Here is a 23,475-nt window from a genome sequence, read left to right as displayed (position 1 = left end):
CAGCCACCCAAATCAAACAAACAAAAAAAGGGCATCTAGAAAACTCCTAGACACCCCTCAAGCGAGCAAAAACAGCCCGCACTCTATAAAATTCACTTCAAAAGATACACCCGAGCCTCATAAGGCTTCAACTCCACAGAAGATAAAGTACCTTCCTCCGTTGAATCATAGTTCCCAATCAACACGTCTGCGGAAGTATGCTCCATGCCTTCTGGCAAATTGAACGCTGCCTCTTCACCCGTGAAGTTGCACATCACAACAAGTTTCTCGCTGCCCAATGTACGTGTGTAAGCATAGATCGCTGGATCATCTTCCAGGATTAAATCGTACGTTCCATACACGATGATCTCATGCTCTTTGCGGAGCTTGATGAGCCTCTGATAGTAATGGAAAACGGAATCAGGATCTTTCAAAGCGCTTTCTGCATTGATGTCCGTGTAATTCGGGTTCACTTTCAGCCACGGCGTCCCGGTTGTGAAGCCTGCGTTTTCGCTGCTGTCCCACTGCATTGGGGTACGGGCGTTGTCACGGCCTTTGATGTAGATGGCGTTCATGATTGTATCATGGTCTTCGCCGCCCTCGGTTACTTTTTCTCGGTACATGTTATGGATTTCGATGTCGTTGTACTCTTCAAGAGAGTCAAACTGAACATTGGTCATCCCCAGCTCTTCTCCTTGATAGATGTAAGGAGTTCCCTGCATCATGTGAAGGAAGGTTCCGAGCATTTTTGCCGATTCTGTACGGAATTCGTTGTCATTCCCGAAACGGGAGACCATCCGCGGCTGATCGTGGTTGTTCAGGTACAGACTGTTCCAGCCTTTTCCTTCAAGTTCCTTCTGCCACTTGGTCATAACGTCCTTCAGGTCCGCCAGTTTCCATGGCTTAACATCCCATTTCCCGCCAGGTCCAGAGTCCAGATCCATATGCTCAAAAGTGAAGATCATGTTGAGCTCAGTTCCTTCGTCATTAGCATATTGAGCCGCATCCTGCGGAGAAGCACCCGGGCATTCGCCGACCGTGATCATGTCATACTTCGAAAGCACTTCCTTGTTCATTTCCTGAAGATACTCATGAACACGAGGTCCGTTCATGAAGAACTCCCCGCCCCAATCGTATTTTTTACCACCCGGTGCGCTCGGCAGTCCGTCCGCTTTGGAGATCAGGTTGATAACGTCCATGCGGAAGCCGTCGACGCCTTTGTCCAGCCACCAAGTCATCATGTCGTAGATTTCATTTCTCAGCACAGGATTTTCCCAGTTCAGGTCCGGCTGTTTTTTACTGAAAAGATGAAGGAAATATTCATCGGTTGCTTCATCATACTGCCAGGCTGAGCCGCTGAAGAAGGATGTCCAGTTATTCGGCTCCTGTCCGTCTTGTCCCGGACGCCAGATATAGTAGTCTCGGTATTGGTTATCCTTGGATTTGCGTGATTCCACAAACCAGTTATGCTCATCGGAAGAATGGTTGACAACAAGGTCCATCATCAATTTCATTCCGCGGCTGTGGATGCCTGCCAATAATTCTTCCCAGTCCGCCATCGTTCCGAATTCGTCCATGATGTCCTGATAATCACTGATATCATAGCCATTATCATCATTCGGGGATTTAAAAACAGGCGACAGCCAGATGACATCAATGCCAAGCTCTTTTAAATAATCCAGCTTGGAGGTGATTCCTTGCAGGTCACCGATTCCATCTCCATTGCTGTCCATGAAGCTTCTAGGATAGATTTGATAAACAACACTTTCTTTCCACCATTTTTTATTCATTCCTCTTCATCCTCTCTATATATCAGCAGCTCATCGATCTCTTCTGCTGCTTTCTTTAACCCTTCCTCCGCGCTCAATTCTCCTGAAAACATCAGCCTGAAATACTCGGTGTAGATCGAGTTGATTTCACTCCACTGTGGTACAGGCGGCCTGAGGAAAGTTCTGTTGATGCTTTCAATATAGCTTTCATAATATGGATACTGCTCGACGATGCTGGCCATTTCCACTTCCGTATTGGTCGGCAGCACACCTGCAGTCAGTAATAGCTTCTGCGGAGTCTCTGTCGTCAGCCACTTGATGAATGTCCACGAGGCTTCGCGGTGCTCCGACCCCTTTGTAATGACGGCATTTTCGCCTCCGAGAACTGATGTGAATACTTCATTGCTCGGAAATGGGGCTGAAACGGTCTGCCTCTTCAGGACTTCAATATCAAGCAGGGAATGGACGCTGTAGAACCATGGCCCTTCATCGATCATGAAGTACTCTCCGGTCCTGATTTTTTCCCAGGTTTGCGGATATCCCTTCAAGATTTCAGGAGGGAAATTTCCATTCTCATAGAGCTGCACAAGCCTCTCTACGGCCTCGATACTTTCCCTGCTGTCCAGGTATCCTGCAGCCTGAGTATATTGCGGGCTCAGCAGTTTCCCGCCCAAGCCGTAAAAGTAAGGCAGGCTGCTCCATGGGGATACGTCATTCATAGCGATCTTCAGTTGATTCTCTTCCACAATCTTCAGCAAATTATCCATCGTACGGGGCAGTTGTTCCAATTCAAGTTCTTCAACGGTGTCCTTATTGAAAATCGCTGCTTTCGTGTTGGTATTCAAAGGCAGGCCGTAATAGTCGTCCCCATAACGATTGGATTCCAATGGCGGAAAATAAAATCGATCTTTGACTTCATTAAAGTCATCGAACTCACTCACAGGATAGAGAAGCTCCAGGTCGGCAAACTTCGGAAGCCAGGTGATGTCCATCCGGATAATATCAGGCGTGCGGTTGACCGATGCCCTCGAAATCAATGCAGACATCAGCTGCTCATTGTGAGGCTGGCGAACCGGCTTGACATCGATCTCCGGATTCTCCTTTTCAAACAATGGAATGACTTCCTGCTCGAAGATCCGTGTCTCCTCATCACTATACGTATGCCAGATTTCAATCTGTTCCTTGGCGTTCCCCGTATCCATCTGGACGGGTTCGTTCTCTTCAATAATATTCTGGTTCATGCAGCCCTGCATCGTCAGCACCAGCATGACCAATGGCAGCAATGAACGCTTCATGGACGGAGTTCCTTTCTTACTGTTCATGATTCAGCCTGTAATCCCCGGGAGATTGGCCCGTAACTTTTTTAAATAATTTACTGAAATACTTCACATCATTGAAACCCGCATTGGCTGCCACTTCATACACCTTCAAGGAGGTCTGCCTCAGTAACTCCTTCGCTTTCTTCACCCGGAGTTCAATGACATAATCGATAAAATTCTGATCCATCAGCCTTTTGAAAAGAATACTAAAGTAATTGCGGCTGATATGAATATGGTCGGCTACATTTTGCAGCGTCAGTTCTTCTGTATAATTGGCATGTATATAGTGCAGGGCTTTATCCAGAAGTTCATTGTCCATATGAGGCTTGCTTTCACCATTCACTAACAGCTGGGCACAGGCTTTGAGACCTTCAAGGGTGGATTTTCGGACTTCCTCCAAAGTTGCCGAAGCCTCAATGATCGCAATCTTTTCCATCAGCAGGGGCAAATCAATCTTCTTTATAAAAATGGTTTTTAAGATATTCCCTGCCTCTTTTTTAATATCGGAAGGATTCATGCTTTCACTGCTCCATACACCAAACCGGTCTTCAATGAACTGCTGGCTTCTGCTCTCATCGAAGGGTAGCAGGACCCCTTCCAGCTCTTGTTCTGAAATCGCCGGGACATCCTTCGCCAGATCCGGTCTGTACTTGAATACCTCTTTCTCACTATGGAAAAAATATCTTCTGCACGCGGAATGGGCCCGGTAATATCCTTTTACCAGATCCTGAACATTCTGGACGACATCGTATCCGTAGATGATGCCGATCGACGTTTCGCTTTCAATTTTCTCCTTGACCATGTGCGTCAGGGATAAGGGATCACCCGTCTTCTTCAGAAGAAAGATCAGCTCGCTGTCACTGACTAGAAAGCAGATCCCTTCATCCATTTCCTGATAAAATCTTTCTTGTATTTCTTCAAAAATCAGGCTGTTGTATAGAAAACCAAAATCCTCTTCGACTCTGTCGATTTCCTTCAGCTTCAACAGAACGATTGTATGGGGATCCGCAAACATCTCCTTGATGCTTTCGCTCTTGACGTCTTCATTCTTTTTTAAAAGAATCCGCTTGATTTCCTGTTCCATTTTTCTTCTGTTGGCCGCATCAGTCGATCTGCTGGCATACTCCAGTTTCCTGTCCATACTCTGCTCTTCCTCAATCTTGTCCACGCATTTCTGAACCGTTTTCAAAAAGGTTTCAGGCTCGAGCGTCGGCTTTAAAATATAATCAACGGCTCCGTGTGTAAGCCCTTCTCTTACATATTCAAATTCGTTATAGCTGCTGACCAGCACGATTTTCAGCTTTGAATTCTTTTCCAGCGCTTTTTTCATGAGTGTGATGCCGTCCATTACGGGCATTTTGATGTCAGTGATCAGGATATCGACCGCAGTGTCCTCCATGGCATCCAATGCCTGTTTGCCGTTCGGGTAATCACCGACGAGCTTCAGGTTCTCTTTTTCCCAATCGATGGAGGACTTCAGTCCAAAGCGGATAATCGGTTCATCATCTACAATCATTACATTAAACACGATTCTCACCCCCTGGTTCCGATAGCAATAGTAATTTCACGATAGTTCCTTCTTCCGTACTCGTGATTTCCACCTTCGAATCCTTTTCAAAATAAAGGCGCACAGAGTCATACACATGACTGAGCCCTATCCCTAAATAGGAACTGGATGTATCTGATGTCTGCTGAAATTTCTGCAGGATATCTTCCTTGATCCCCAAGCCGTTATCGTGGATTTCCAGCTCCACTCCCCGTTCAACCTTTTTACCGGATATAACGATTGTTCCTTCTTTCCCAGTAGGGACGATTCCATGAAAAATTGAATTCTCGACAATCGGCTGAAGAAGCATACGCGGAATTTGGAAGTCTTCCACATCCTCTTCAAAGTCTGTTTTCAGGTAGAAGTTCTGCTGATAGCGGATTTGCAGGATGAGCATGAAATTCTCAACCAGCTCGATCTCTTCTTTGATGGATATGAAGGTTCCGGTTTTCCCCATATTGCCTTCCAGCAGCTTCGATAAAGAAGACAGCGCCGTGTTGGCCCGTTCAGTTTCCTTAAACTGTACAAGCCAGCGGATCGTGCTCAGCGTATTGAATAGAAAATGAGGATTGATCCTGTGTTTGATGGCCCTGAGCTCGGCTTCCTGCTTCTGCCGCTGCTCTTCTCTTATCTGTTCCAAAAGATTATCCACCTGATTGATCATGTGATTGAACTGGCTGCTCATCACGCCGATTTCATCAACCGAACTGACGGCTGTCCGGACTTTAAAATCTCCTTCTCCAACCAGTTTCATCTGCTTTGTCAATACTTTGACAGGCTCTGTCACCCGTTTGGCGATGGCAATGCCAAGAATGATTGCAATGATGCCGAACATGACAGAGGCAAAAATGATGATGCGCTGGATCGACACAATTTCACCTGTGATTTCAGTGACAGGGACGATGCCGACAATCGACCAGCCATTGCCGATCGGCTGCATGACGCCATACTGATGGACGCCGTTCTGATGAAATTCAAACTCCTGCTTCTTACCCTTAATGTAATTCCGCAGTTCATCATTATGGACAGGCTTCCCGATTTCATCCAGGTCGTTGTCGATCATCACTTCCGCCGATTCATTTACCACAAAAAAGCGGCCCGTTTTCCCCAATTTAATTTGATTGATTTTTTCGAGGATCGCATTTCCATCCAGGCTGACCTGCACATACGCGATATTTTCCATATTGTCAAAATCCTTCATGACTCTGGTGATGGGAAGCACGAGGGCAGTATTCTCTCCCGCTCCGCTGAACTTATCGTACTGCAGGCCGCCCCAGACCAACTCACCGTCTTTTTTGACAGACTCCTTTGCCCACTCCGACTTGTCAATATTGACCATGGAAAGCTTATAAGGCGAGAACGTCCCGCTTCCCCAGCTGTTTCCTTCATCTTTTAGCACATAAATGATGCGGACAAATGAACTGGTATAGATATTCGAATTCAGGAAAGAGTTCATGTACTCCTGGTTTTCTTTGATTTCAGCGGGTGAAGCGGTATCATTCAGGTCCGCCTTAACTATTTCCTGAATCCGTTCGTTGCTGTATAAAAGGTCCGACATATCACTGCCATTGGAAAAAATAAACGAAAGAGAATCTGCTGCCTGCCTAGCGATCTGCAGCGAAGATTCTCTGACATTTTCTTTTACCACATCCGATGCGGACTGATAGAAAAACAAACTATTAAATACGGTCGGGATCAAACTGACAATCAATATAGTGACGATGACTTTTGAAGCCAGACGTTTTCTAAGTAGGTTGTAAATCATCGCTGGATCCCTCTTTACTCTGTAGTATTAAATGTATCTTAATTCTCTTTTTTCAGGGTATTTTCTGGGGGTTTTTTGGTTTGTTTTGAGTGCGGTTATGGGTCTTCGCTGCCGGCTTATGAGCTCCTGCGGGACGCGGGCGCTTGTGCTTTTTATAATAGGCGGAGAAATTCCGCTTATTTACAAAACAACACCAATAATTGCTGGAATAGACGGAAAAATTCCGCTTATTTGACTCAATTGACTATCAGATAGGCACTTCTGCCTTAGATAAGCGGAAAAACTCCGCTTATTTACCAATAAATTGGGCTCAAACCGGCATTTAACCGGACAAATTCCGCTTATTTTCCCACTGGTTGCTCCGGCAAGGCCAACACTTCAGTTACTCTTCTAAATAGAGGGAAAAACTCCCCTTATTTCATTAAAAGCACCGAAAATCACTGAAATAGCGGGAGAAATTCCCCTTATTTGACTAGAACCACTAGAAAATAGGGGCTTTTTCTTCATATAAGGGGAAAAACTCCCCTTATTCACCCTCAAAATCAGTACAAATCTGAAAATAAGGGGAAAAACTCCCCTTATTTTCCCCGCTGGCAACCCATTCAAAGGCATGACACCGGGAACAGCGGCATCCATCAATCAACCGCACTCCCCGCGACGTCCTCAAAAGAGAAAGTAAGTTTACTTATATTCTAACACTACCATATCCCAATATTTAATAGACGGCAATGTGAATTCGAGCGAATCAACCTTCTGCTTGAATTCCAGTTCCATGGCGGAACCTTCATAGAGATCCGGTGAAGCTGTCCAGACTTTCTCAACATCTCCATCCGTTTTGATGGTTACCTTCAGTTCTTCTTTCACAGAAGGCTCCGGCTGGGAACCATCATTGTCTCTCCACTCCATCGATGCAGCATCTGTGAAGTTGATGAGCTGGATGATTTCTTGTTTGTCTTTCTTTTTAACAAAGCTCCAAAGCGCACCCAATTCAGGGGAAGCCGTTACTTCCTGACCCTCTATAGTTACTTCTTTTTCAACTTCCTCCGCGCCGTCGCGAAGCAGGTTTTCGTACGCTACAGTAAAGTCATAATAGCTTGTGAGCTGGTCGTTCAATTCATCCGTGATTTCTAAATTTTTATGCGGGAAATATTCTTTTGACAGCATGTTCTCCCCAAGTTCGAGGTGGGCGCCGCCTGATGCGAAGATGACAGAGTTTGTCATCAGCACGCCAGGTGCGTTGAACTCACCCTTGCTGTTGGACAGATCATAGTTCATGTAAGCCGCCAGCACTGTATTGAGTTCACCTTTGCTGTACTTTGAGTTTTGATCGATTACTTTTTTCAAGCTGTCATACGTTGTGTGGCCATCCCAAAGCTCTGAATACAGGAAGTCCACCGGTGCCTGGGAGGCAATATACCCTTGTGCATATTGGCTCACGGCATTCATGACAAAGTCCACTTCCAGTTCAGATTTGGCACGCTCCAGGAATGGAACATACGTCTGGGCAAGATCAATGGTTTTGCCCTGTCCGTTCCATAAAACACCGCGGTCGCCAAGCTGGTCGACATGCCAGCCGTCAAAATCCAGGTGATCGAATACTTCCTTCTCCGCATTGATCAAGTGCTCCTGCCAGCCTTCGTTGGAAGGGTCCATTAAATAGATGTCGCTTGCCCAGTTCTCAGGAAGCGGATGCTTGTCCTGGTCATCCATATCAGGGTCACGGAAAATTCCCCATTCCTTTTTGACCCCTTCTTCTTCAAAATTCTCATAGCTGCCGAATAATAAGTTGTAGTTCATGGCCATCATGTTCTTTTCATGAGCGAGCTCTATATAATTTTCGATGGTTTTCTTAGACACTTCCCGGTTGGCAATGTCCGGCCACGTTTCAGCAACCTCTCCATTTTCCATCTTTAACGGCTTTTCATGCTTGAACTGCCAGTCATAAAATTGAATGCCATTGAGATGGAAACGATTCAGTTTGTCTATAATGGCCTCCTGTTCGCCTTCCTCCATCGCAAAGAAGTCGGCGAGATAACCGTATCTCGGGAATTTACTCCAGTCGGATGAGACATCGACCGCAATATTCTGGTGATCAACGACATCCTTCCCTTCTTTTACATAAACCTCAGCCATATACCCTTTGAAGTCTTCTTTATCAGGAGTCCATTCCCACGTAACTTCCTGGGAGTCAGACAATGTTACTTCCTGTTCTTCCACCTGGTCGTCGAGGTGCTTATATTGAATAAGAAGGCTGCCTTCCTTCACCTTTTCCTGCAGGGTAAGGGTGAATTTCACTTTATCTCCAGGAGCATAAGCAGCTTTATCCGTGTTCAGGGAGCTCACCCATTCTCCTGACTCGATCGTGGCGGATTGAAACACGGGTTCATTTGACGTACAGCCCGCCAATACATTCAATCCCAAACCGACACTTAACACTAACGCTAATTTCTTTTGATTTTTCATGAAAGTCTCCTTAATCTGCTTTTTTAAAAAAAGACTCTCTTCGCAAATTCACCCTGAAATATGACATTGTCTTTCGGAATTCATATTAAACAGCAGCAACGTTTACGAAAAGATCTTGAAAAATTAACCTTTGACAGCGCCTTCTGAGTCGCCGCTTTGGACGAACTTTTTCTGGAATATGATATAGATCAAGATAACCGGCAGGATGGCAATGATTGAAGCTGCAAAGATCCATGACCAGTTGCTCGCGTATTTACCTTGGAACATCATCAAGGCAATCGGCAGTGTTCTCATTGCTTCATCTTTGATGATTGTTAACGCGACAAAGTACTCATCCCATGTTCCGGAGAAAGCGAAGATCGCCATTGTTCCCAGAGCCGGCTTGGACAGCGGAAGGTAGATCCTTCTGAAGATCGTCCAGTTTCCGCCGCCGTCCATCAAGATGGATTCTTCCAATTCTTTTGGTACGGTTTCAAAGAATCCGCGCAGGAAGAAGGTTGATCCCACTACCCCACCGCCGATATACAAAAGCCATAATCCCCAATACGTGTTGACAAGCCCCAGGCTCTTGATAACCGTGAACTGTGGAACGATTGCCAATACAAGAGGAATCATCATTGTGAACAGAAACATTCTGAACAGTAGTTCTTTTCCTGGAAAAGTGAAGCGTACAAACGCGTATGCTGTCAGGGCTCCTAAAAACACGCTACCGACTGTCGCAACACCCGCCACAAGCAAACTGTTCATGAAGTAACGGAAAAAGTTATTCTTGTTCCAAACCGTTTCATAGTTTTCCAGATTAGGAACTGCGGTAAATACTTCATGCGGCCGAGGCAGTGAATATGCTTCGCCGATGAAGGTGGTCATGAGCATATAAATGAATGGTGTGATAAAAATGACAAGCCCGAATATTAGAAACGAATATACGATAATTTTTGAAAAAATGTTTCCCTTCATTTGTAAAACCTCCTCCTCTGGTTACATGAACCTCTGTCTTCCAAGTTTTTTCTGCTGCGTCAACGTAATGAGGAAGATCGTTAATCCCATCATTACACCCAGGGCTGAGGAATAACCAAAGTTGAAGTTATTGAAAGCCTGCTTATATATCATGCTCTGCAGCACTTCTGTCTGCCCCATCGGTCCGCCATTGGTGATAAAGTACACCTGCGGGAAGATATTGAAAGCACCCATGACAAGGTTGATGATAACAAAGGCGGTGATTGGTCCAAGCATTGGGATAGTGACAAAACGGAAGGCCTTGATGCCGCTTGCTCCATCAATCGCTGCCGCTTCATATAGGTTCTTCGGAATGCCTTGAAGGGCTGCCAGGTAAATGACAACGGTCCAACCGACTGTCTTCCAGATATGGAACAGCCAGATAACGATCATCGCGGTCCATTGATTTTGCAGCCAGCTGATCGGCTCATCCACGATTCCAATATTCACAAGAAGAAAGTTGATCAAGCCGTTCTCTCCATCCGCAAACAAATAACGGAAAAGGAAAGCGACAACGATCCAGGAAGTAATGATTGGAAGATAGTATAGAGTCCTGAAGGTAATCTTGTATTTAACGAACTGGATGTTGATTAAAACGGCAAAGAACAGTCCGAGGAACCAGTTGATCGGCACCGTGACGACTGTATTCAAAAAGGTGTTTCGCACTGCGTATCTGAAAGCAGGATCGGAAAATGCCTTCATGTAGTTCTCCAAGCCGACGAACGGGCTTTCGGCACCAGGCATGATATTGTAATCCTGAAAACTCATGACAATTCCTTTGATTAGAGGATAGACGACGAAAATGCTGGCACCCGCTAATCCTAAAAACAGAAACGGAAAAACCTGTAGCCATTGTCTAAATCCTTTTTTACTCTGCTGGACATCGGCTTCTTATCGAGCATCACGACGTCTTGATTATTATTGTTTTTTAAATTAGGTAGCACCCCTGCTCCCCCCTCACTATTGGTAAAGACTCTCTTCGCAAAACCTGTTGACCTTGATATCTGCGTTAGTTGTTCCTTGCTCTTTTGAAAAGGCTCTTTTCGCCATGATTGTGGCTGTTTAAAAGCAGTGGATTTCCGCTCCAGGCGCCCGACTCCGCGGGGCGGGCGTTGAGCCTCCTCGGCTTCATAAAAAGCGGAAGCGGCCGTTCAGCGACGTACAGATTTTAGGGCTCTCGCATGGGATAAAGGAATCCCGAAGAGCGTAAGCGATTCGATGATGACTTATCGCAAGGAGAGAGACCGAAATCTGCTAGTCGCTGGCCGCTGAAGCTAGATTCGCCTCCGGGGTCTCACCTGTCCCGCTAGTCCCGCAGGAGGTCGAGCACCTTCCGCTCCAATCCTCCTACGTAAACGGGTGTAAGGTAAAACAGCATTTAAAGCGACAATCATTTAGAAAAGAGCCTATTAAACTCTCTGCAATCAGCTTGCTTTTCAACAAAGTTTACGAAAAGAGCCTTAATGAAAGAAGATACTGCACCGGCAAGGCGCCTGGCGAGTATCTTCTTTTGTCAGTGTTATTGTTGCAGTAAGGAATCTGCTTTCTTCGCTGCATCATCCATTGCTTCTTTAGCTCCCATTTCCCCGCGGATCACTTTTTCGAAGTTCAAGTTGATGATTGCTTCAACTTCAGACCATTGAGGGATTGGAGTACGCGGCAATGCCGTTTCAAGCTGTTCTACATATTTTTGAACGATTGGGTTTTCAATAACTTCAGGGTCGTTCGCAGTTTCTTGGTTAGTCGGGATTAATCCTACACTAGCCATAATTCTTTGCGGCTCATCTGTAAGCATCCATTTCGCAAAAGTCCAAGCTTCTTCCGGATGCTCGGAACCAGCAAATGTTACAAGGTTTTCTCCGCCGATAACAGAGCTGCTGCCGCCAGGACCTGCAGGCATTAAACCGCTGATCGTTTGTTCTTCAGGGTTGAACTTGCTTCCTTCTTCATTAGCCAGGACACTGTAGAACCAAGGACCGTCATCGATCATAAGGTATTCATTGTTTTTCATACCATCCCACACGCCAGGCTCTCCGCCAAGGATTGTAGGTGCTACGATTCCATCTTTTTCCCATTTCGCAATTTCTTCAACAGCTTTAATACTTTCAGGGCTGTTCAAGTATCCATCGAATTTTGTATAATCTTCATTTGTCATTGTTCCGCCAAGGCTCCAGAAGTATGGAAGGAAAGCCCATGAGAAGCTTCCGCCGATTGCCATTCCGCCTTTAGCTCCAGCGTCTACCGCTTTTTGAGAAGCGTCCACTAATTCATCCATTGTTGCAGGTGCTTCAGTGTAACCAGCTTTCTCAAGCAATTCTTTATTATAGATAGCGATTTTTGTATTTGTATTAACAGGAACTCCGTAATACTTTCCTTCGAAAATGTTCGTTGCCATTGGTGATTCGAATACGCTGTTCTTTACTTCTTCAAAACCGTCGAACTCGCTTAGGTCTTGAAGAGCACCCATTTTAGCGAACTCAGATACCCATACGATATCCATACGCATTAAGTCCGGAGCTTCTCCGCCTGATACACCTGCAACAACTTGCTGTTTCAAGCCTTCATATGGCATACGAGTTAATTTCAATTCGATGTTTGGATGTTCTTTTTCAAACAAAGGTTTGATCTCATCGTTCAGGATGACCTCTTCTTGATCACTGTAAGTGTGCCAGTAATCCAGTACCACTTTATCTTTGCTGCCTTCATCACTTGAGCCTGATTCTGTCGAACCGCCGCTGCATCCTGCAGCAAATAGCATCGTCGAAATCCCAACTCCCGCAACCAGCTTGTTTAATAGTTTCATTTTTGTTAACCCCTTCCCTTTATTTAACTTTATTTTCTATGAAAACGCTTTTATATAAAACCGCTTACATTTTGTAAAAGGTGTTTTATATTTGACTGTTTTATTACAGGATTGTTTTTCCATACTTAAAAAGGTGTTGTATTTCTCTTTTGTAGAGATATACGACACCTTTTTGGTTTGATTAACTATTGGGGTGTGTTCCAGGGGGATTAAATATGCGGTTTAAATGGGTTTGATTTCCGCTCCAGGTGCCCGACTCCGCGGGGCGGGCGTTGAGCCTCCTCGGCTGCGCCTGCGGGGTCTCATCTGTCCCGCTGCTCCCGCAGGAGGTCGGGCACCTTCCGCTTCAATCAGTCTTATATAATAGTAAGTAAGGTAATCTAAAAATATTAACAATCCCGAGGGGCTAAGGCCCTGGAACTGGACGACCGCTAGTCCCGCAGGAGGTCGGGCACCTTCCGCTTCAATCAGTTTTGTAATATAGTTATTTAGGTAAACTAAGTGCCTAAAATAATAACAGTTATTGAAATTATATTTTTCCGACATTATGAAAGAAGGTACTTAATGTCGGAAGGACAGAATGGTTAAACAAGGATTTATATAAGATTTGTAGAATTGTAAAGTCTAGGACAGATTGTTTACTAGGTGTTTGAATAGACATCTAAGCTGAACATCGGATAGAAGTGTCCTAATCATCCATAAAGCTCGAGTTGCTATCTTAGAAATATGAACAAAATTGACAGTAACACAAAAGAAAAGGAGTGATTTTATGAAACTTCTGCTTACATCTGGCGGCGTCAATAACAAAACCATTCACAACGCGCTGGTTGACATGCTGGGAAAGCCGATTGCTGACTGCAACGCCCTGTGCATCCCCACTGCGATGTATGGACACCCTTGGGTTGGCCCTGGTGTTAAAGCCTGGGAGTTCATCAGTGGGAAAGAAGAGAATCCTATGGTCAACCTTGGGTGGAAGTCTGTCGGCGTATTGGAGCTCACAGCGCTTCCCAGCATCGACGAAAAACACTGGATACCACTTGTTCAGGAGACAGATGTATTGCTGGTGTCAGGCGGTGACGCCCTTTATCTGTGCCACTGGATGCGTCTATCCGGGCTAGCAGACCTTTTACCGACACTAAACTTAGTATATGTAGGAATGAGTGCCGGGAGCATGGTAATGGCACCTAAAATAGGGGAATACTTCGTTGGCTGGACTCCGCCAAGCGGCGGTGATGAAACATTGGGAATGGTTGATTTTTCAATTTTCCCCCACCTGGATCACGAAATGCTGCCTGGAAACAACATGGCTGCCGCAGAGAAATGGGCTGCCGAGATGCAGGGACCCTCGTATGCAATTGACGATCAAACGGCAATCAAGGTTTACGATGGAGAGATAGAAATTTTATCCGAAGGGTCTTGGAAACTGTTTACACCTTGATCACCCATTTCTTTGTATAACTTCTTGAGATAGATTCAAATAAATAGAAAATTAATGGCGAGATTCTTCAATATATTAGAAACTTTTTTCTCTACTGAAGTGGGCTTACTGCAAAACATTTCTTATAACGGAGTTCTTAGTACTTGGCTGGTGTGGGTTCTATGAAATCCAGCCTTTTTTGCTCATCAAATATATCTGCCCATCGCGGAAGGTTCAAATCTGTTGCTGGGATTCACTTCAAAGACAAGCTAAGCTAAAAATAGTTAGAACACTCTTCAGGGAAACTTGTGTTTACCGTTTAAGGCAAGCAAACCATAGTTCACACCTTAATTAGCAGCTGAAATAACTGTGCAAGTTAAATTGTGTTTTACAGCAAAAAAAAACAGACCCAAATGGATCCGGTTCTTAATTTTTATGAACTTCTTGTTCCGTTTAAGCTCCCTTTAAACCAATAAACCTCCAGTAAGAACTATTTAAAAAGTTGGTCATTAAATACACTAATTGAATAAAGATTTTCTTCTATTAAGTTATTAATTATCTGTTTCATTAAATGCGATTCTCGTAATTCCTCGTTTTCAAATGCTACAAGGTCATTAACTTGTACCCATTTGCTGTCAATGATGTCATCCTCTTCAAGATTTAATGTACCTCCAGTAATCTCCCCAATAAAATGAAATAAAATTACTTGATCGTTCGTGTTACTGATAAAATTATATACTCCAGTCGTGCCGGTCAGTTTAACTTCTAATCCCGTTTCCTCTTTAACTTCCCTCTGAGCTGAATAAATAATGTCCTCACCATACTCTATATGTCCACTCGGAAAGTTCCACTTATCTACAGCAGTAGGTTTATTCTCTTTTATTATTAAAACTTTATCATTGTCAAAGATTGAAACACTTCCTATTAATACAATTCTAATTTGAGACATCCATTGCACCTCAATTCTTTGTAAAAATTACATTTATCTTTTTAATATATCAATAACTTCTTCTATCTAAACTGCTCCATCTGTTAGACAATATAAATTTCCAAAAACTAACCATACTCTTTCATAATTCCACATAAAAGCTATGTAATCCTTTAATTGAATATTGGTTTCACTCAATTCTTTAGAAGAACTCTTATCCGCATGACGGGATGCGAATTGACAAGTCATTTAACACATTTGCACCTCATATTTCAGCAGCACAATAATTAGTGTATGCTTGATAGATTGTAATTTTCCCTCCCAAAACGGAACCCCTTCATCTATACTTCAAAACAAAAAGAACCATCATCTCTGAAAGATAATGGTCCTTCTTTACTTGGCTGGTTCGGTTTCTATGAAATCCAGCCCTTTTTTATCCATTAGATACTTCAGTCCATCGCGGAAGTTGGCATGTGTGATGAACTTGCTTGTGTCGACTCCGGAGATGACCATTTCATGTGCGAAGTTCGGTTTAAATCCGACAAAGATTGTTTCCACGCCCATTAATTTTAATCCGGCCTGCAGCTCGCTGATTCGATAGATCAAGTTTTGCAGCCCCAGTTCTTCCACGTCTAAATGGCTGATGCCTGTAAAGTCAAGGAGAACCGTGTCTGCCTTTTGTTTTTGGATGCTGAACAATACCTTATTTTGAATATTATCTAACCTTTTTTCATTTAGTGTTCCTGTTAAAGGAACCAGCATCGTCTCGGGAATGATGGAAGGAATAATCGGGGTAGAAAGCTCATCGATCAGCCTTTCGCATTCCTCTACTCTTTCCCTCAGTTGACGTATTTCTTCTTCGGGAGTTTGTGACTCGCTCATTATAATTTACACCTCTTAAAACATAGTTATGACTATCATACCATTTTACGGGCTAAAATTTGGCCTAAATGCAAATTCTCCCTTAAATAGATAAGATAAAACCACAGCAGACCTTTACATGGCAGCTGTGGCTGAATTGATAAATTATAAGTTTTTTCTCTACCTCAGATTGTTGTTAAACATTGCTTTGTGATCTTTTACTCTTCTGGATACAGGCAGCCAAAAAGAAGAGAAAAATGACAGACTCTGAAACTAACGCCAAGAATATTATAACACCTCTATTGATTTGTGGATTCCACCCATTAATATTTATAAGTATTGAAAGCAATAAGACTAAGAAAGCTGCCTGTGCTTTCCAGAAGAATGAATAGCCTTTCTTAAATGAAAAAACTGTATCTTTCTTTACATACGCCATTCATTTAACCCTTTCCTTTAGGTTAGAACTTTAGGATCCTCTTGAAAAAGATAAAATTTTAATCTACTCAAAAAATATTCCCATTAGCAAAAAGTTCACAAAAAGCAGATAGGTTAAGAATACTATCCCTAATACTTTATTGACTAAAAAAGGAAGCCCGGATAAAACACTTTGTACGTAATGATTCAGCCCAGACATGTAAATGGCCATATATTTAAAAAAGCTATCTATAAAAGTCATAGGTTCTTTATAAACATTCGATTTATATAGCTTAATTAAATTGGATTGAATAAAAATAGAGAAAAACGCAAAGATGATATTTACACCGATTAAGAAATATAAAAATGAGGTGGGCAGCGGCATAGATTGATACAGAGATAAGGATACTAATGTCCATCCACCGAAAACCAGCAATGCAGCCAATGAGCTTTTCATAATGTTTTCCTTTCCTCCGTATTGTACAAGTCGCAAAAGAACGAATGAATTTACTATGCGGTCTTCAAACGTTTGTCAGCCGCTGCTTTCTCTTCTTTCTCTTTAAAACAAGCAATCAAGGATAGAAGGAGCAGGAAGGATTCAGTCAAAATAAAGACAATAAATAAGTTTATTCCTCCCTGTTCTACCCAGCTTGATTGATTGATAAAGAAGCACAAAAGCCCGATCACAACAGCTATATTACTTTTATAGAAAAAAGAAAAGCCTCTCTTGATGGAAAAGAATTTCTCACTATCTATTTTCTTGGTGCCGGCTGGCTTGTTTAATTGAGGCTTTACAGGCTCTTCTTCTAAGAATTTTTCTATTAAAAGTTCTGCACCTGTAAAATACTCCGCTATGCTGTTACTCATTAAATAGATCATTCCTGATTCTATTTCATCATATTTTATATGCCATATATTTTTCTCACCAGGCACAAAAAACAATACAGAACCTTCCGTAAAAAGTTCGCTGGTTCTTTCTTTCATTTTAAAATTAATACGGTCTGCCTTTTGATGATTGTTTTTAAAGTCCAAAAGAAAACGTTGAAGCCTCTTATCAACCTTCTCATCCTGAATCATAGCAGTTAATTCATCAGGTGTTTTAGAATGAAGGCGGTCATAGTCTTCTTCCGTGATACCAATATTTACTTCCACTGGATTATTCTCAAAAGATAAATCGACTTCATAAAATTTTGCCATTCTCTTCTTCAATTCATCTTTATTACCAATAGGAAAAATAGTAATGAAATTTTGATCATCTGTAGATACAGAAATCATTTCCTTATTATAATAATAAACGGCCAAGGTATCAGTACTATTTTCTCTAGAGAACTCTATCATCTTTTTTGCGTTGAGAATTTTTTCAAGCAATTCATTAAGACGGGCACTCTTGGGCAGCACTGGTATACCGTCAACTTTCTCAGCACTTAATTTATGTATACTCTTAAATTCTTGCAGGGAGGATTTGCTTTTCATATGTTCCAAAGCCGATAAAACTTCCTGATAAGACGGTCTTACTAATTTCTCCAATAAGTTCACCTCCATTAAAAACGTTTATTGGTAATTGTAAATATACATCATTGTAAAATTGATGAATAACAAAAAGACAAAAAACACAACACCCATAACCTTATTAAAGATAAATGGAAGACGCCGGATGACCAATTGCACGTAATAGTTCACACCTGATGTAAGAATCGCAATATATTTATAAAAATAGTCCGAAAAAGAATGAGGCTTTTCAAATACATTTGATTCATAAAGCACGACTACTAGGCGTTGGATGAATATTGAGAAGAACGCAAAAATCGTGTTAATCCCTAACATCACAATGACTAGTGAACTCGGGAATGGAATGTTTATTCCTGTTAGATAGATAGATATCAAAAGCCAAAAGCCAAGTGTTAGTATGATTGCTATATTTCTTTTCATAAATACTCCTTTCACCAGACAACCTATGAAATTATTTGATAAACGTTAATATAGATTCACTTAGTCTTCGGATGTATTTGTCAGGCGAAGAGTGATGAATAAAAATTTGATCTTTATTAATACCCTCATAATCTAAATGCCATATGTTGCTTACAGACGGAATAAAAAAAGTGACTTCTTTGATATCCATCCTATTATTTGTATAATTAGTCTCCATCAAAGATAAATTATCAAAGGTCTTATTATTTTTTCTAAAATCCAAAAGAAATTCTTTTAAAGCTGAATCTACCTTCTTATCGTTTCTCATATATTCTATAATTGGATCTTCCAGAGTATGAAGTTGATCAAATATCTGTTCTGTTAGTTTGATTGAAGGATGATTATATAGATGAAATGAGTCTATATTCATCTTATAATGATTCTTCAGAATAGAGTCAAACCCTTCCTCAATGTTGATGATTAAGAAAAAATGGGTATTATCTCTTATTTGTTGAATTAAGACTCTATCTGCTCCGAGTATCGAATGAATAAATAATACTGACTCCTTAGTTACACATCTTGCTTTTTTATTTGATTTTACTAGTAAATGAATTAGGTTTTCTAATTCCTGAATAAGAAAAGAGTTTCTATTACTATCTAGTAATGATTTGCTGTTTAAAGTTGCCTCAGATTCAGCTATTAACATCTCTATTTCTTCATCACTATTATTATTTAAATATATTTGTAAAACTTCACCAGCTATTGATTCATATCCACACATCGCCAAACAAGCAGCTAGTTCACTTGTATATAATGAAAATTCTTTAGCAGCCCCTAATTCATTCAAGTTAATCTTCCTTTCTAACATTCTATCTGAATAAACCGCTAACTAAATCTTGTGTATTTGATAATAAATTCCCCATCTTTTCTCCTGCATCACTAACCTTGTCTCCTACCCACTTTCCTGCTGACTCTCCAATATTTTTAATGTGCTCTTCATATTTGATAGATCCGACTATACCTATTGTTGCACCAATCGCTCCACCAATAACCGTGCCAACTCCTGGACATATCAACGTCCCTATTGCAGCACCACCCGTGGTCATGCCTGCTATAGCTATATCAGTCCCGATTCCTGCTGTTGCACGGCCTATTTTTTCACTTAGAGTTTTATTTTTATTTTTATCGCTTACAAGCTCTCCTCCATTAGTTGCAACAGAAAAAATTATGCCAGCATAAGGAACCTTTTTTAATACAGCTTTTAAAGATTTGGTGTTTGTAAATTGTTTTACAGTAGACTTCATATCTAACGAAAATCTGCTATATGCCTGTGCTAATCCCTTTCTAAAATCCAAGTATGGATGTTGTCTTTCTAAAATTGTGTGAAAACTAATTAGATTTGTACCACTCTTGAGCCCTACCAACTTCCTTAAAAGCCTACTTGGTTTCCCATTATATTCTTTAAAGTAATTTTTTATGGTACCTATATTACTTTTACTACCCTTATCTAATATTTTGTGAATTGCACTGGCGAGCTTAGATCTATATGCACCATTATTTTTCAACCAATATGGATGTGCCTTAATTCGGAATTGGCCCTTCCCGTCCTTTTCAAAAACAAGTCTCCTAGAAAGTAGGATTGACATGGCTACTGTACCTTTGATCGCATCCTTCCCACCATTCAACTTCCCTAACTTATCCAGCCAATCGGCTACCTGGCCCATAAGCGTAGCATCGCCTTCTTTTAAGGCCAGTTGTTCTGCCGAGTCCAGCAGCTTTCCAATGGTGTCCTTTTCGGCTAGGTATTTTTCTATTTCTTTCATAGTGGAGCCGCTGAGGGTAAGGCCTTTAGCTGTCCAATCTTCTATTTTATTAATAAAGTCGACGATGCGTTCAAGTTCTCCTGAAGTTTCCTTTAGGGTTTTTAAAGATTGAGAATCCATGTCCTCTAAGCCGTCTACTGTCTTGCGGAGGTGCCTTTTGGCTTTGTCAAAGGAATATTGGATGGTGAACGGAGAAATAGGTGAACCGCCGACTAGATCAATCACTTCCATATATTCCTGATTGATTTCATTTATGGAGTCCTCTGTCATGTTCTCAACCCGATTTATTCCTTGTTGGGTCTCCTGTTCAATAAAGTCCTGTCTAACAATAGCCTGTTCTTTTTCAAAATCACTTATCATATTTTGCAAATCATTCAGGGTTTTGGTGTAATCATCCAGGAATTGATTCAGCAGGAGAACAGCAGGGATATGTAAAAGAGTGATGTTCTCTCTAATGGCTTCACCGCCCTTCCCCTTTAAAGCAGCGTCTAAGTTAATGATTCTGTTCAGAGAATGACGCAAATCCGTTACCTGCTCTTTTTCTTTCTCTTTTTTATCAAGGGAGATATTCAATTCAGAAAATACTTCGGATACATCAATGACTTTCATGGCTTCCACCTCATTTCATGGTTTGAGATAACTCTTGGTCTTTTTCCACGAACTGCTGGATTAAGATTCTCATATCTTCTTCGGTCTTCATTAATATATCTTTATATTTTTGAATGGCCATATAGTATTGCTCTTCGATATTTGCCAATTCGTCAATCATGTCCAGTCTGCTTTGACGAAAGGCCATGTTTGGGCTGCTGGTCTGAAATCCTTCGATCTTATTTTTCAAATCATTCAGTGCTGCTTCAATTTCCTGTTGATTAATTTTAATTTCTGCCACAGTCTCTCCTCCTTAATTGCTTAATTGATAGATTCGGTCCCGTTTAGAGGAAATGGAATTTGATAAAGAGGAGTTTTCATTTTCATAATGAGAAATTTTAGTTTCGATCCGATCAAGTAATACACCGACTTCATTAGTGCCAATTCTCATATACTCCTCTTCCGTCTCACCACGCAGTTCCTCAAAATGTGAAGCATGCCTCCCGTTCCAAGCCAGGTGAGTAATTTCAGGCTGCCTTATGAACCTTCTATTATGAATAAATTCCTCTTGAAGGGCAGAGATAGATTGATAGGTCTTCCTCAGTCTGTATAAATTTTCGCTGTTAGCCCTTATCTCTCCATTAAGATAACGAATATCCCTGTACAACTGATTAATTAAATATGAATTATCCTCCATAAGTAACCACCTCTATTGTTCTATGTAATAAAATATATCTCATTTTTATCCTAATATTGTTAAATTTGGGTGTATTTTTCCTAAAATGAATAAAAGGAACTACCTAATTTATACATTTTTCTTTAAATATACTATTCTCCATTTTTTAGTAGGTCGAAACCACTATTTGTAGCTAATTTCATAATTTTTCTAAAATTGCATTCCATCAAGATAATTAAAATAGCTTATACAAATTTCCTCGTCCCTAATATGTAGATTTTAGGTTAATTCTGATTAGGCAGTATGGTTAGCGGGGTAAAGAGTAACTGCAGACCAAATTTATCCAGAAGGGACATATGCTGCTATGAAATTCCTGGTTATCGTCTTGAGTAGTTTGTTCATCTTGTCAGGCTGCAGTATCAGTGTCAATACTACCACGCCCGAGAACTCCTTCCCTGAAAACAATGATGATGTTGCTTTATCCTCAGAAGAAAGTGAAGTTCCTGTGTCATCGGATGTAGAGAAACAAGATGCGATTATTACTTTTATCGAGGAAGATATTCATGCTATTTCCGAACTGGAAACTGTGGCCTTTAATTCCCTCTTATCAGTTTCCGGAGAGAATTACACCGATGATCAAACCATGCTGGAAGTGATCAACCAAAACGTTCTCCCTGCTTATAAAGAAGCCGTCACCGAGGCAAGGAGCCTGGCAGCACCCATCCAGGAACTCGAACAGCCAACAGAGCAGATCAAGCTGACCACCGAGAAATTTTTAGAATCTGTAGAACTGCAAAAGGAAGCGTTGGAAAAGCAAGACTTACAGGTGATGGAAGAAGCCAATGAGAAGATGATGGAATACCAAGCTATGCTGAACGAATATCACGTGATGATGAAAGAATTAGCGGACGAGTACGAGATAACCTATGAGCCGCTGAAGATTGATCAAACAAAATCTATATAAGGCGGAGAAGCCTTAACTTTGATTACAGAATGCACCATCTCCGTCTTCATGTTCACCAGCAGTTCACGATACCAACGTGTTTACCACAAATTTTAAAGAAAAAAGCCTAATCCTCCTTATCTTAAAGAGGAATTAGGCTTAGGTCTTTCACAATCGTGATAATTATAGATATTTAATTTCTAGAAATAGTTGCGTGGTACTGCGCAGCAAATGAATTAGATATGGTATTGGTTCTTCTTACTATTTACCAAAGGAAAATTTACATATTTTTACTTTTTTGAAGAAGTTTAGATTCTCCTGTGCGTTCCCATTCTTCTACGGTTTCATAAGCTCTTTCAGGAGAATATCCTTTCCCAACAAGAACTCCCATTAGAATAAATTCTTGTAGAATATGTGTGGCATTGATCCCTCTTTTAACGTCCTCCAGCCCTTCATTAACTAAGAATTCGGTGTGTTTTATCCACTCATCTGGTGTCTTACCAAAAACATCTGTCTGGCCATTTCCATGAGCTTCTTCTGCAGCCATGGCATCTGCTTTGGTAACATGGACAGTACCAAATGGATGGTTCGGCGGAGCATAAATCGAGTAGAGTTTGAGAGGGCTGTTCCCTGTATTCGTTAGATTATGCCATGTTCCAGCAGGTATAAATATTGCAGAATCATCATACACATTTCTTTCAAAGTTTAAGTTATTTTTACTCTTTCCCATTTGAACAATCCCTTGTCCTTGTTCAATACGAAGGAATTGATCAACGTCAGGATGCATTTCCAAACCGATATCACCGCCAACATCAATACTCATTAAAGTCGTCTGTAGATGTGTTCCTGTCCATAAAGCAGTACGGTAAGTATTGTTTTGCTTTGTTGCTTCATTGATGTTGATGACGAATGGCTGGGGTCCATAATCTTTAAGCGGCATATTTCTATCATGGATAGAGCGATAAGAATAAGCTCTTCCTTCATAAGGGAAATTCCAGTATCCAGGTTGCATGCTATAGTTATACCTTGGTGTATGAACATAATTTGGATATTGATATGGATACATATAAGGGTAATTGTACATTTTTACATCAATCCCTTCACATTTTATTAGTTATCCTATGCCCATGTTAAAAAAGTGTACTTTGGATAACGTGTTCTGTTTGAAGTACAAACATCTAATTAGTCACAGAAATGGTTGAGTGATTCACCCCAAAAACAATGTCTATTGATTTCCACTCCAGGTGCGTGACTCCGCGGGGCGTGCGGTGAGCCTC

The 23,475-nt window shown here is 41.5% G+C and carries 21 protein-coding genes; 2 read left to right on the top strand and 19 right to left on the bottom strand.

Annotation, left to right across the window (positions count from 1 at the left end; translation table 11 throughout):
• Positions 1 to 92: 92 nt before the first annotated feature.
• The 9 genes from B9Z54_RS13305 to B9Z54_RS13265 form a co-directional block, all read right to left on the bottom strand.
• On the bottom strand, positions 93 to 1,769 hold the full coding sequence (locus tag B9Z54_RS13305) for a glycoside hydrolase family 13 protein (protein WP_113928862.1): 1,677 nt from the start codon (positions 1,767 to 1,769) through the stop codon (positions 93 to 95).
• A complete protein-coding gene (locus tag B9Z54_RS13300) occupies positions 1,766 to 3,070 on the bottom strand; it encodes an extracellular solute-binding protein (protein WP_113928861.1) in 1,305 nt (434 codons plus the stop codon). Before B9Z54_RS13300 ends, B9Z54_RS13305 begins: the two co-directional genes overlap by 4 nt.
• The gene (locus B9Z54_RS13295; RefSeq protein ID WP_113928860.1) at positions 3,060 to 4,595 is read right to left on the bottom strand and encodes a response regulator transcription factor; all 1,536 of its coding nucleotides are present in this window, start codon (positions 4,593 to 4,595) and stop codon (positions 3,060 to 3,062) included. The genes B9Z54_RS13300 and B9Z54_RS13295 overlap by 11 nt, the downstream gene beginning before the upstream one ends.
• Entirely contained in the window at positions 4,588 to 6,378 is a 1,791-nt protein-coding gene (locus B9Z54_RS13290) for a cache domain-containing sensor histidine kinase (RefSeq protein ID WP_113928859.1), read from the bottom strand. Before B9Z54_RS13290 ends, B9Z54_RS13295 begins: the two co-directional genes overlap by 8 nt.
• 390 nt (positions 6,379 to 6,768) lie before the next feature.
• Complete coding sequence (locus tag B9Z54_RS13285) at positions 6,769 to 7,014, bottom strand: hypothetical protein (RefSeq protein ID WP_162785206.1); 246 nt, start codon at positions 7,012 to 7,014, stop codon at positions 6,769 to 6,771.
• Positions 7,015 to 7,059: 45 nt separating this feature from the next.
• The gene (locus tag B9Z54_RS13280; protein ID WP_113928857.1) at positions 7,060 to 8,841 is read right to left on the bottom strand and encodes a glycoside hydrolase family 66 protein; all 1,782 of its coding nucleotides are present in this window, start codon (positions 8,839 to 8,841) and stop codon (positions 7,060 to 7,062) included.
• A gap of 123 nt (positions 8,842 to 8,964) precedes the next feature.
• Positions 8,965 to 9,798, bottom strand: coding sequence for a carbohydrate ABC transporter permease (locus tag B9Z54_RS13275; protein ID WP_113928856.1), 834 nt, complete (start codon positions 9,796 to 9,798; stop codon positions 8,965 to 8,967).
• Positions 9,799 to 9,819: 21 nt separating this feature from the next.
• Complete coding sequence (locus B9Z54_RS13270) at positions 9,820 to 10,605, bottom strand: carbohydrate ABC transporter permease (protein ID WP_205207711.1); 786 nt, start codon at positions 10,603 to 10,605, stop codon at positions 9,820 to 9,822.
• Positions 10,606 to 11,356: 751 nt separating this feature from the next.
• Positions 11,357 to 12,640 carry an extracellular solute-binding protein gene (locus tag B9Z54_RS13265; RefSeq protein ID WP_113928854.1) on the bottom strand — a complete coding sequence of 428 codons (1,284 nt, stop codon included), beginning with the start codon at positions 12,638 to 12,640 and terminating at the stop codon, positions 11,357 to 11,359.
• A 769-nt stretch (positions 12,641 to 13,409) separates the two neighbouring features.
• On the opposite strand from B9Z54_RS13265, the gene B9Z54_RS13260 reads away from it, so the two are divergent.
• Positions 13,410 to 14,078 carry a Type 1 glutamine amidotransferase-like domain-containing protein gene (locus tag B9Z54_RS13260; protein ID WP_113928853.1) on the top strand — a complete coding sequence of 223 codons (669 nt, stop codon included), beginning with the start codon at positions 13,410 to 13,412 and terminating at the stop codon, positions 14,076 to 14,078.
• 469 nt (positions 14,079 to 14,547) lie between these two features.
• On the opposite strand, the gene B9Z54_RS13255 is transcribed toward B9Z54_RS13260, so the two are convergent.
• From B9Z54_RS13255 to B9Z54_RS13210, 9 genes are all read right to left on the bottom strand, one after another.
• A complete protein-coding gene (locus B9Z54_RS13255) occupies positions 14,548 to 15,006 on the bottom strand; it encodes an NUDIX hydrolase (RefSeq protein ID WP_113928852.1) in 459 nt (152 codons plus the stop codon).
• A 372-nt stretch (positions 15,007 to 15,378) separates the two neighbouring features.
• Positions 15,379 to 15,867 carry an STAS domain-containing protein gene (locus tag B9Z54_RS13250; protein WP_113928851.1) on the bottom strand — a complete coding sequence of 163 codons (489 nt, stop codon included), beginning with the start codon at positions 15,865 to 15,867 and terminating at the stop codon, positions 15,379 to 15,381.
• 478 nt (positions 15,868 to 16,345) lie between these two features.
• On the bottom strand, positions 16,346 to 16,717 hold the full coding sequence (locus B9Z54_RS13240) for a hypothetical protein (protein WP_113928849.1): 372 nt from the start codon (positions 16,715 to 16,717) through the stop codon (positions 16,346 to 16,348).
• Positions 16,718 to 16,770: 53 nt separating this feature from the next.
• Positions 16,771 to 17,787: a hypothetical protein gene (locus B9Z54_RS13235; RefSeq protein WP_113928848.1), complete on the bottom strand. Its 1,017-nt coding sequence runs from the start codon at positions 17,785 to 17,787 to the stop codon at positions 16,771 to 16,773.
• 24 nt (positions 17,788 to 17,811) lie between these two features.
• Entirely contained in the window at positions 17,812 to 18,189 is a 378-nt protein-coding gene (locus B9Z54_RS13230; RefSeq protein WP_113928847.1) for a hypothetical protein, read from the bottom strand.
• Between the two features lie 31 nt (positions 18,190 to 18,220).
• On the bottom strand, positions 18,221 to 19,015 hold the full coding sequence (locus tag B9Z54_RS13225; RefSeq protein ID WP_113928846.1) for a hypothetical protein: 795 nt from the start codon (positions 19,013 to 19,015) through the stop codon (positions 18,221 to 18,223).
• 22 nt (positions 19,016 to 19,037) lie between these two features.
• Complete coding sequence (locus B9Z54_RS13220) at positions 19,038 to 20,600, bottom strand: T7SS effector LXG polymorphic toxin (RefSeq protein WP_113928845.1); 1,563 nt, start codon at positions 20,598 to 20,600, stop codon at positions 19,038 to 19,040.
• 10 nt (positions 20,601 to 20,610) lie between these two features.
• Entirely contained in the window at positions 20,611 to 20,880 is a 270-nt protein-coding gene (locus tag B9Z54_RS13215; RefSeq protein ID WP_113928844.1) for a DUF5344 family protein, read from the bottom strand.
• Positions 20,881 to 20,892: 12 nt separating this feature from the next.
• Complete coding sequence (locus B9Z54_RS13210; protein WP_113928843.1) at positions 20,893 to 21,276, bottom strand: YwqH-like family protein; 384 nt, start codon at positions 21,274 to 21,276, stop codon at positions 20,893 to 20,895.
• A 343-nt stretch (positions 21,277 to 21,619) separates the two neighbouring features.
• Between B9Z54_RS13210 and B9Z54_RS13205 the strand changes: the two genes are divergently transcribed.
• Positions 21,620 to 22,219 (top strand): hypothetical protein, encoded by a 600-nt coding sequence (locus tag B9Z54_RS13205; RefSeq protein ID WP_113928842.1) that lies wholly within the window; start codon positions 21,620 to 21,622, stop codon positions 22,217 to 22,219.
• Positions 22,220 to 22,478: 259 nt separating this feature from the next.
• Here B9Z54_RS13205 and B9Z54_RS13200 read toward each other — a convergent pair whose 3' ends face one another.
• The gene (locus B9Z54_RS13200; RefSeq protein WP_113928841.1) at positions 22,479 to 23,282 is read right to left on the bottom strand and encodes a cupin domain-containing protein; all 804 of its coding nucleotides are present in this window, start codon (positions 23,280 to 23,282) and stop codon (positions 22,479 to 22,481) included.
• Between the last annotated feature and the right edge of the window lie 193 nt (positions 23,283 to 23,475).

This window comes from Bacillus sp. P14.5, from assembly GCF_003316765.1.
In the GTDB taxonomy this organism is placed as follows: domain Bacteria; phylum Bacillota; class Bacilli; order Bacillales; family Bacillaceae_B; genus Rossellomorea.
Note: the sequence above shows the minus strand (reverse complement) of the source record. Positions and strands in the feature narration are given on the sequence as shown.

Bases quoted from the DNA above. Each gene is read 5' to 3' on its own strand.
- B9Z54_RS13230 (WP_113928847.1), bottom strand. From the start codon at position 18,189: ATGAAAAGAAATATAGCAATCATACTAACACTTGGCTTTTGGCTTTTG.
- B9Z54_RS13255 (WP_113928852.1), bottom strand. From the start codon at position 15,006: ATGTCTCAAATTAGAATTGTATTAATAGGAAGTGTTTCAATCTTTGAC.
- B9Z54_RS13250 (WP_113928851.1), bottom strand. From the start codon at position 15,867: ATGAGCGAGTCACAAACTCCCGAAGAAGAAATACGTCAACTGAGGGAA.
- B9Z54_RS13275 (WP_113928856.1), bottom strand. From the start codon at position 9,798: ATGAAGGGAAACATTTTTTCAAAAATTATCGTATATTCGTTTCTAATA.
- B9Z54_RS13305 (WP_113928862.1), bottom strand. From the start codon at position 1,769: ATGAATAAAAAATGGTGGAAAGAAAGTGTTGTTTATCAAATCTATCCT.
- B9Z54_RS13240 (WP_113928849.1), bottom strand. From the start codon at position 16,717: ATGAAAAGCTCATTGGCTGCATTGCTGGTTTTCGGTGGATGGACATTA.
- B9Z54_RS13210 (WP_113928843.1), bottom strand. From the start codon at position 21,276: ATGGAGGATAATTCATATTTAATTAATCAGTTGTACAGGGATATTCGT.
- B9Z54_RS13270 (WP_205207711.1), bottom strand. From the start codon at position 10,605: ATGAGTTTTCAGGATTACAATATCATGCCTGGTGCCGAAAGCCCGTTC.
- B9Z54_RS13260 (WP_113928853.1), top strand. From the start codon at position 13,410: ATGAAACTTCTGCTTACATCTGGCGGCGTCAATAACAAAACCATTCAC.
- B9Z54_RS13300 (WP_113928861.1), bottom strand. From the start codon at position 3,070: ATGAACAGTAAGAAAGGAACTCCGTCCATGAAGCGTTCATTGCTGCCA.
- B9Z54_RS13200 (WP_113928841.1), bottom strand. From the start codon at position 23,282: ATGTACAATTACCCTTATATGTATCCATATCAATATCCAAATTATGTT.
- B9Z54_RS13280 (WP_113928857.1), bottom strand. From the start codon at position 8,841: ATGAAAAATCAAAAGAAATTAGCGTTAGTGTTAAGTGTCGGTTTGGGA.
- B9Z54_RS13265 (WP_113928854.1), bottom strand. From the start codon at position 12,640: ATGAAACTATTAAACAAGCTGGTTGCGGGAGTTGGGATTTCGACGATG.
- B9Z54_RS13285 (WP_162785206.1), bottom strand. From the start codon at position 7,014: ATGGATGCCGCTGTTCCCGGTGTCATGCCTTTGAATGGGTTGCCAGCG.
- B9Z54_RS13205 (WP_113928842.1), top strand. From the start codon at position 21,620: ATGAAATTCCTGGTTATCGTCTTGAGTAGTTTGTTCATCTTGTCAGGC.
- B9Z54_RS13290 (WP_113928859.1), bottom strand. From the start codon at position 6,378: ATGATTTACAACCTACTTAGAAAACGTCTGGCTTCAAAAGTCATCGTC.
- B9Z54_RS13220 (WP_113928845.1), bottom strand. From the start codon at position 20,600: ATGAAAGTCATTGATGTATCCGAAGTATTTTCTGAATTGAATATCTCC.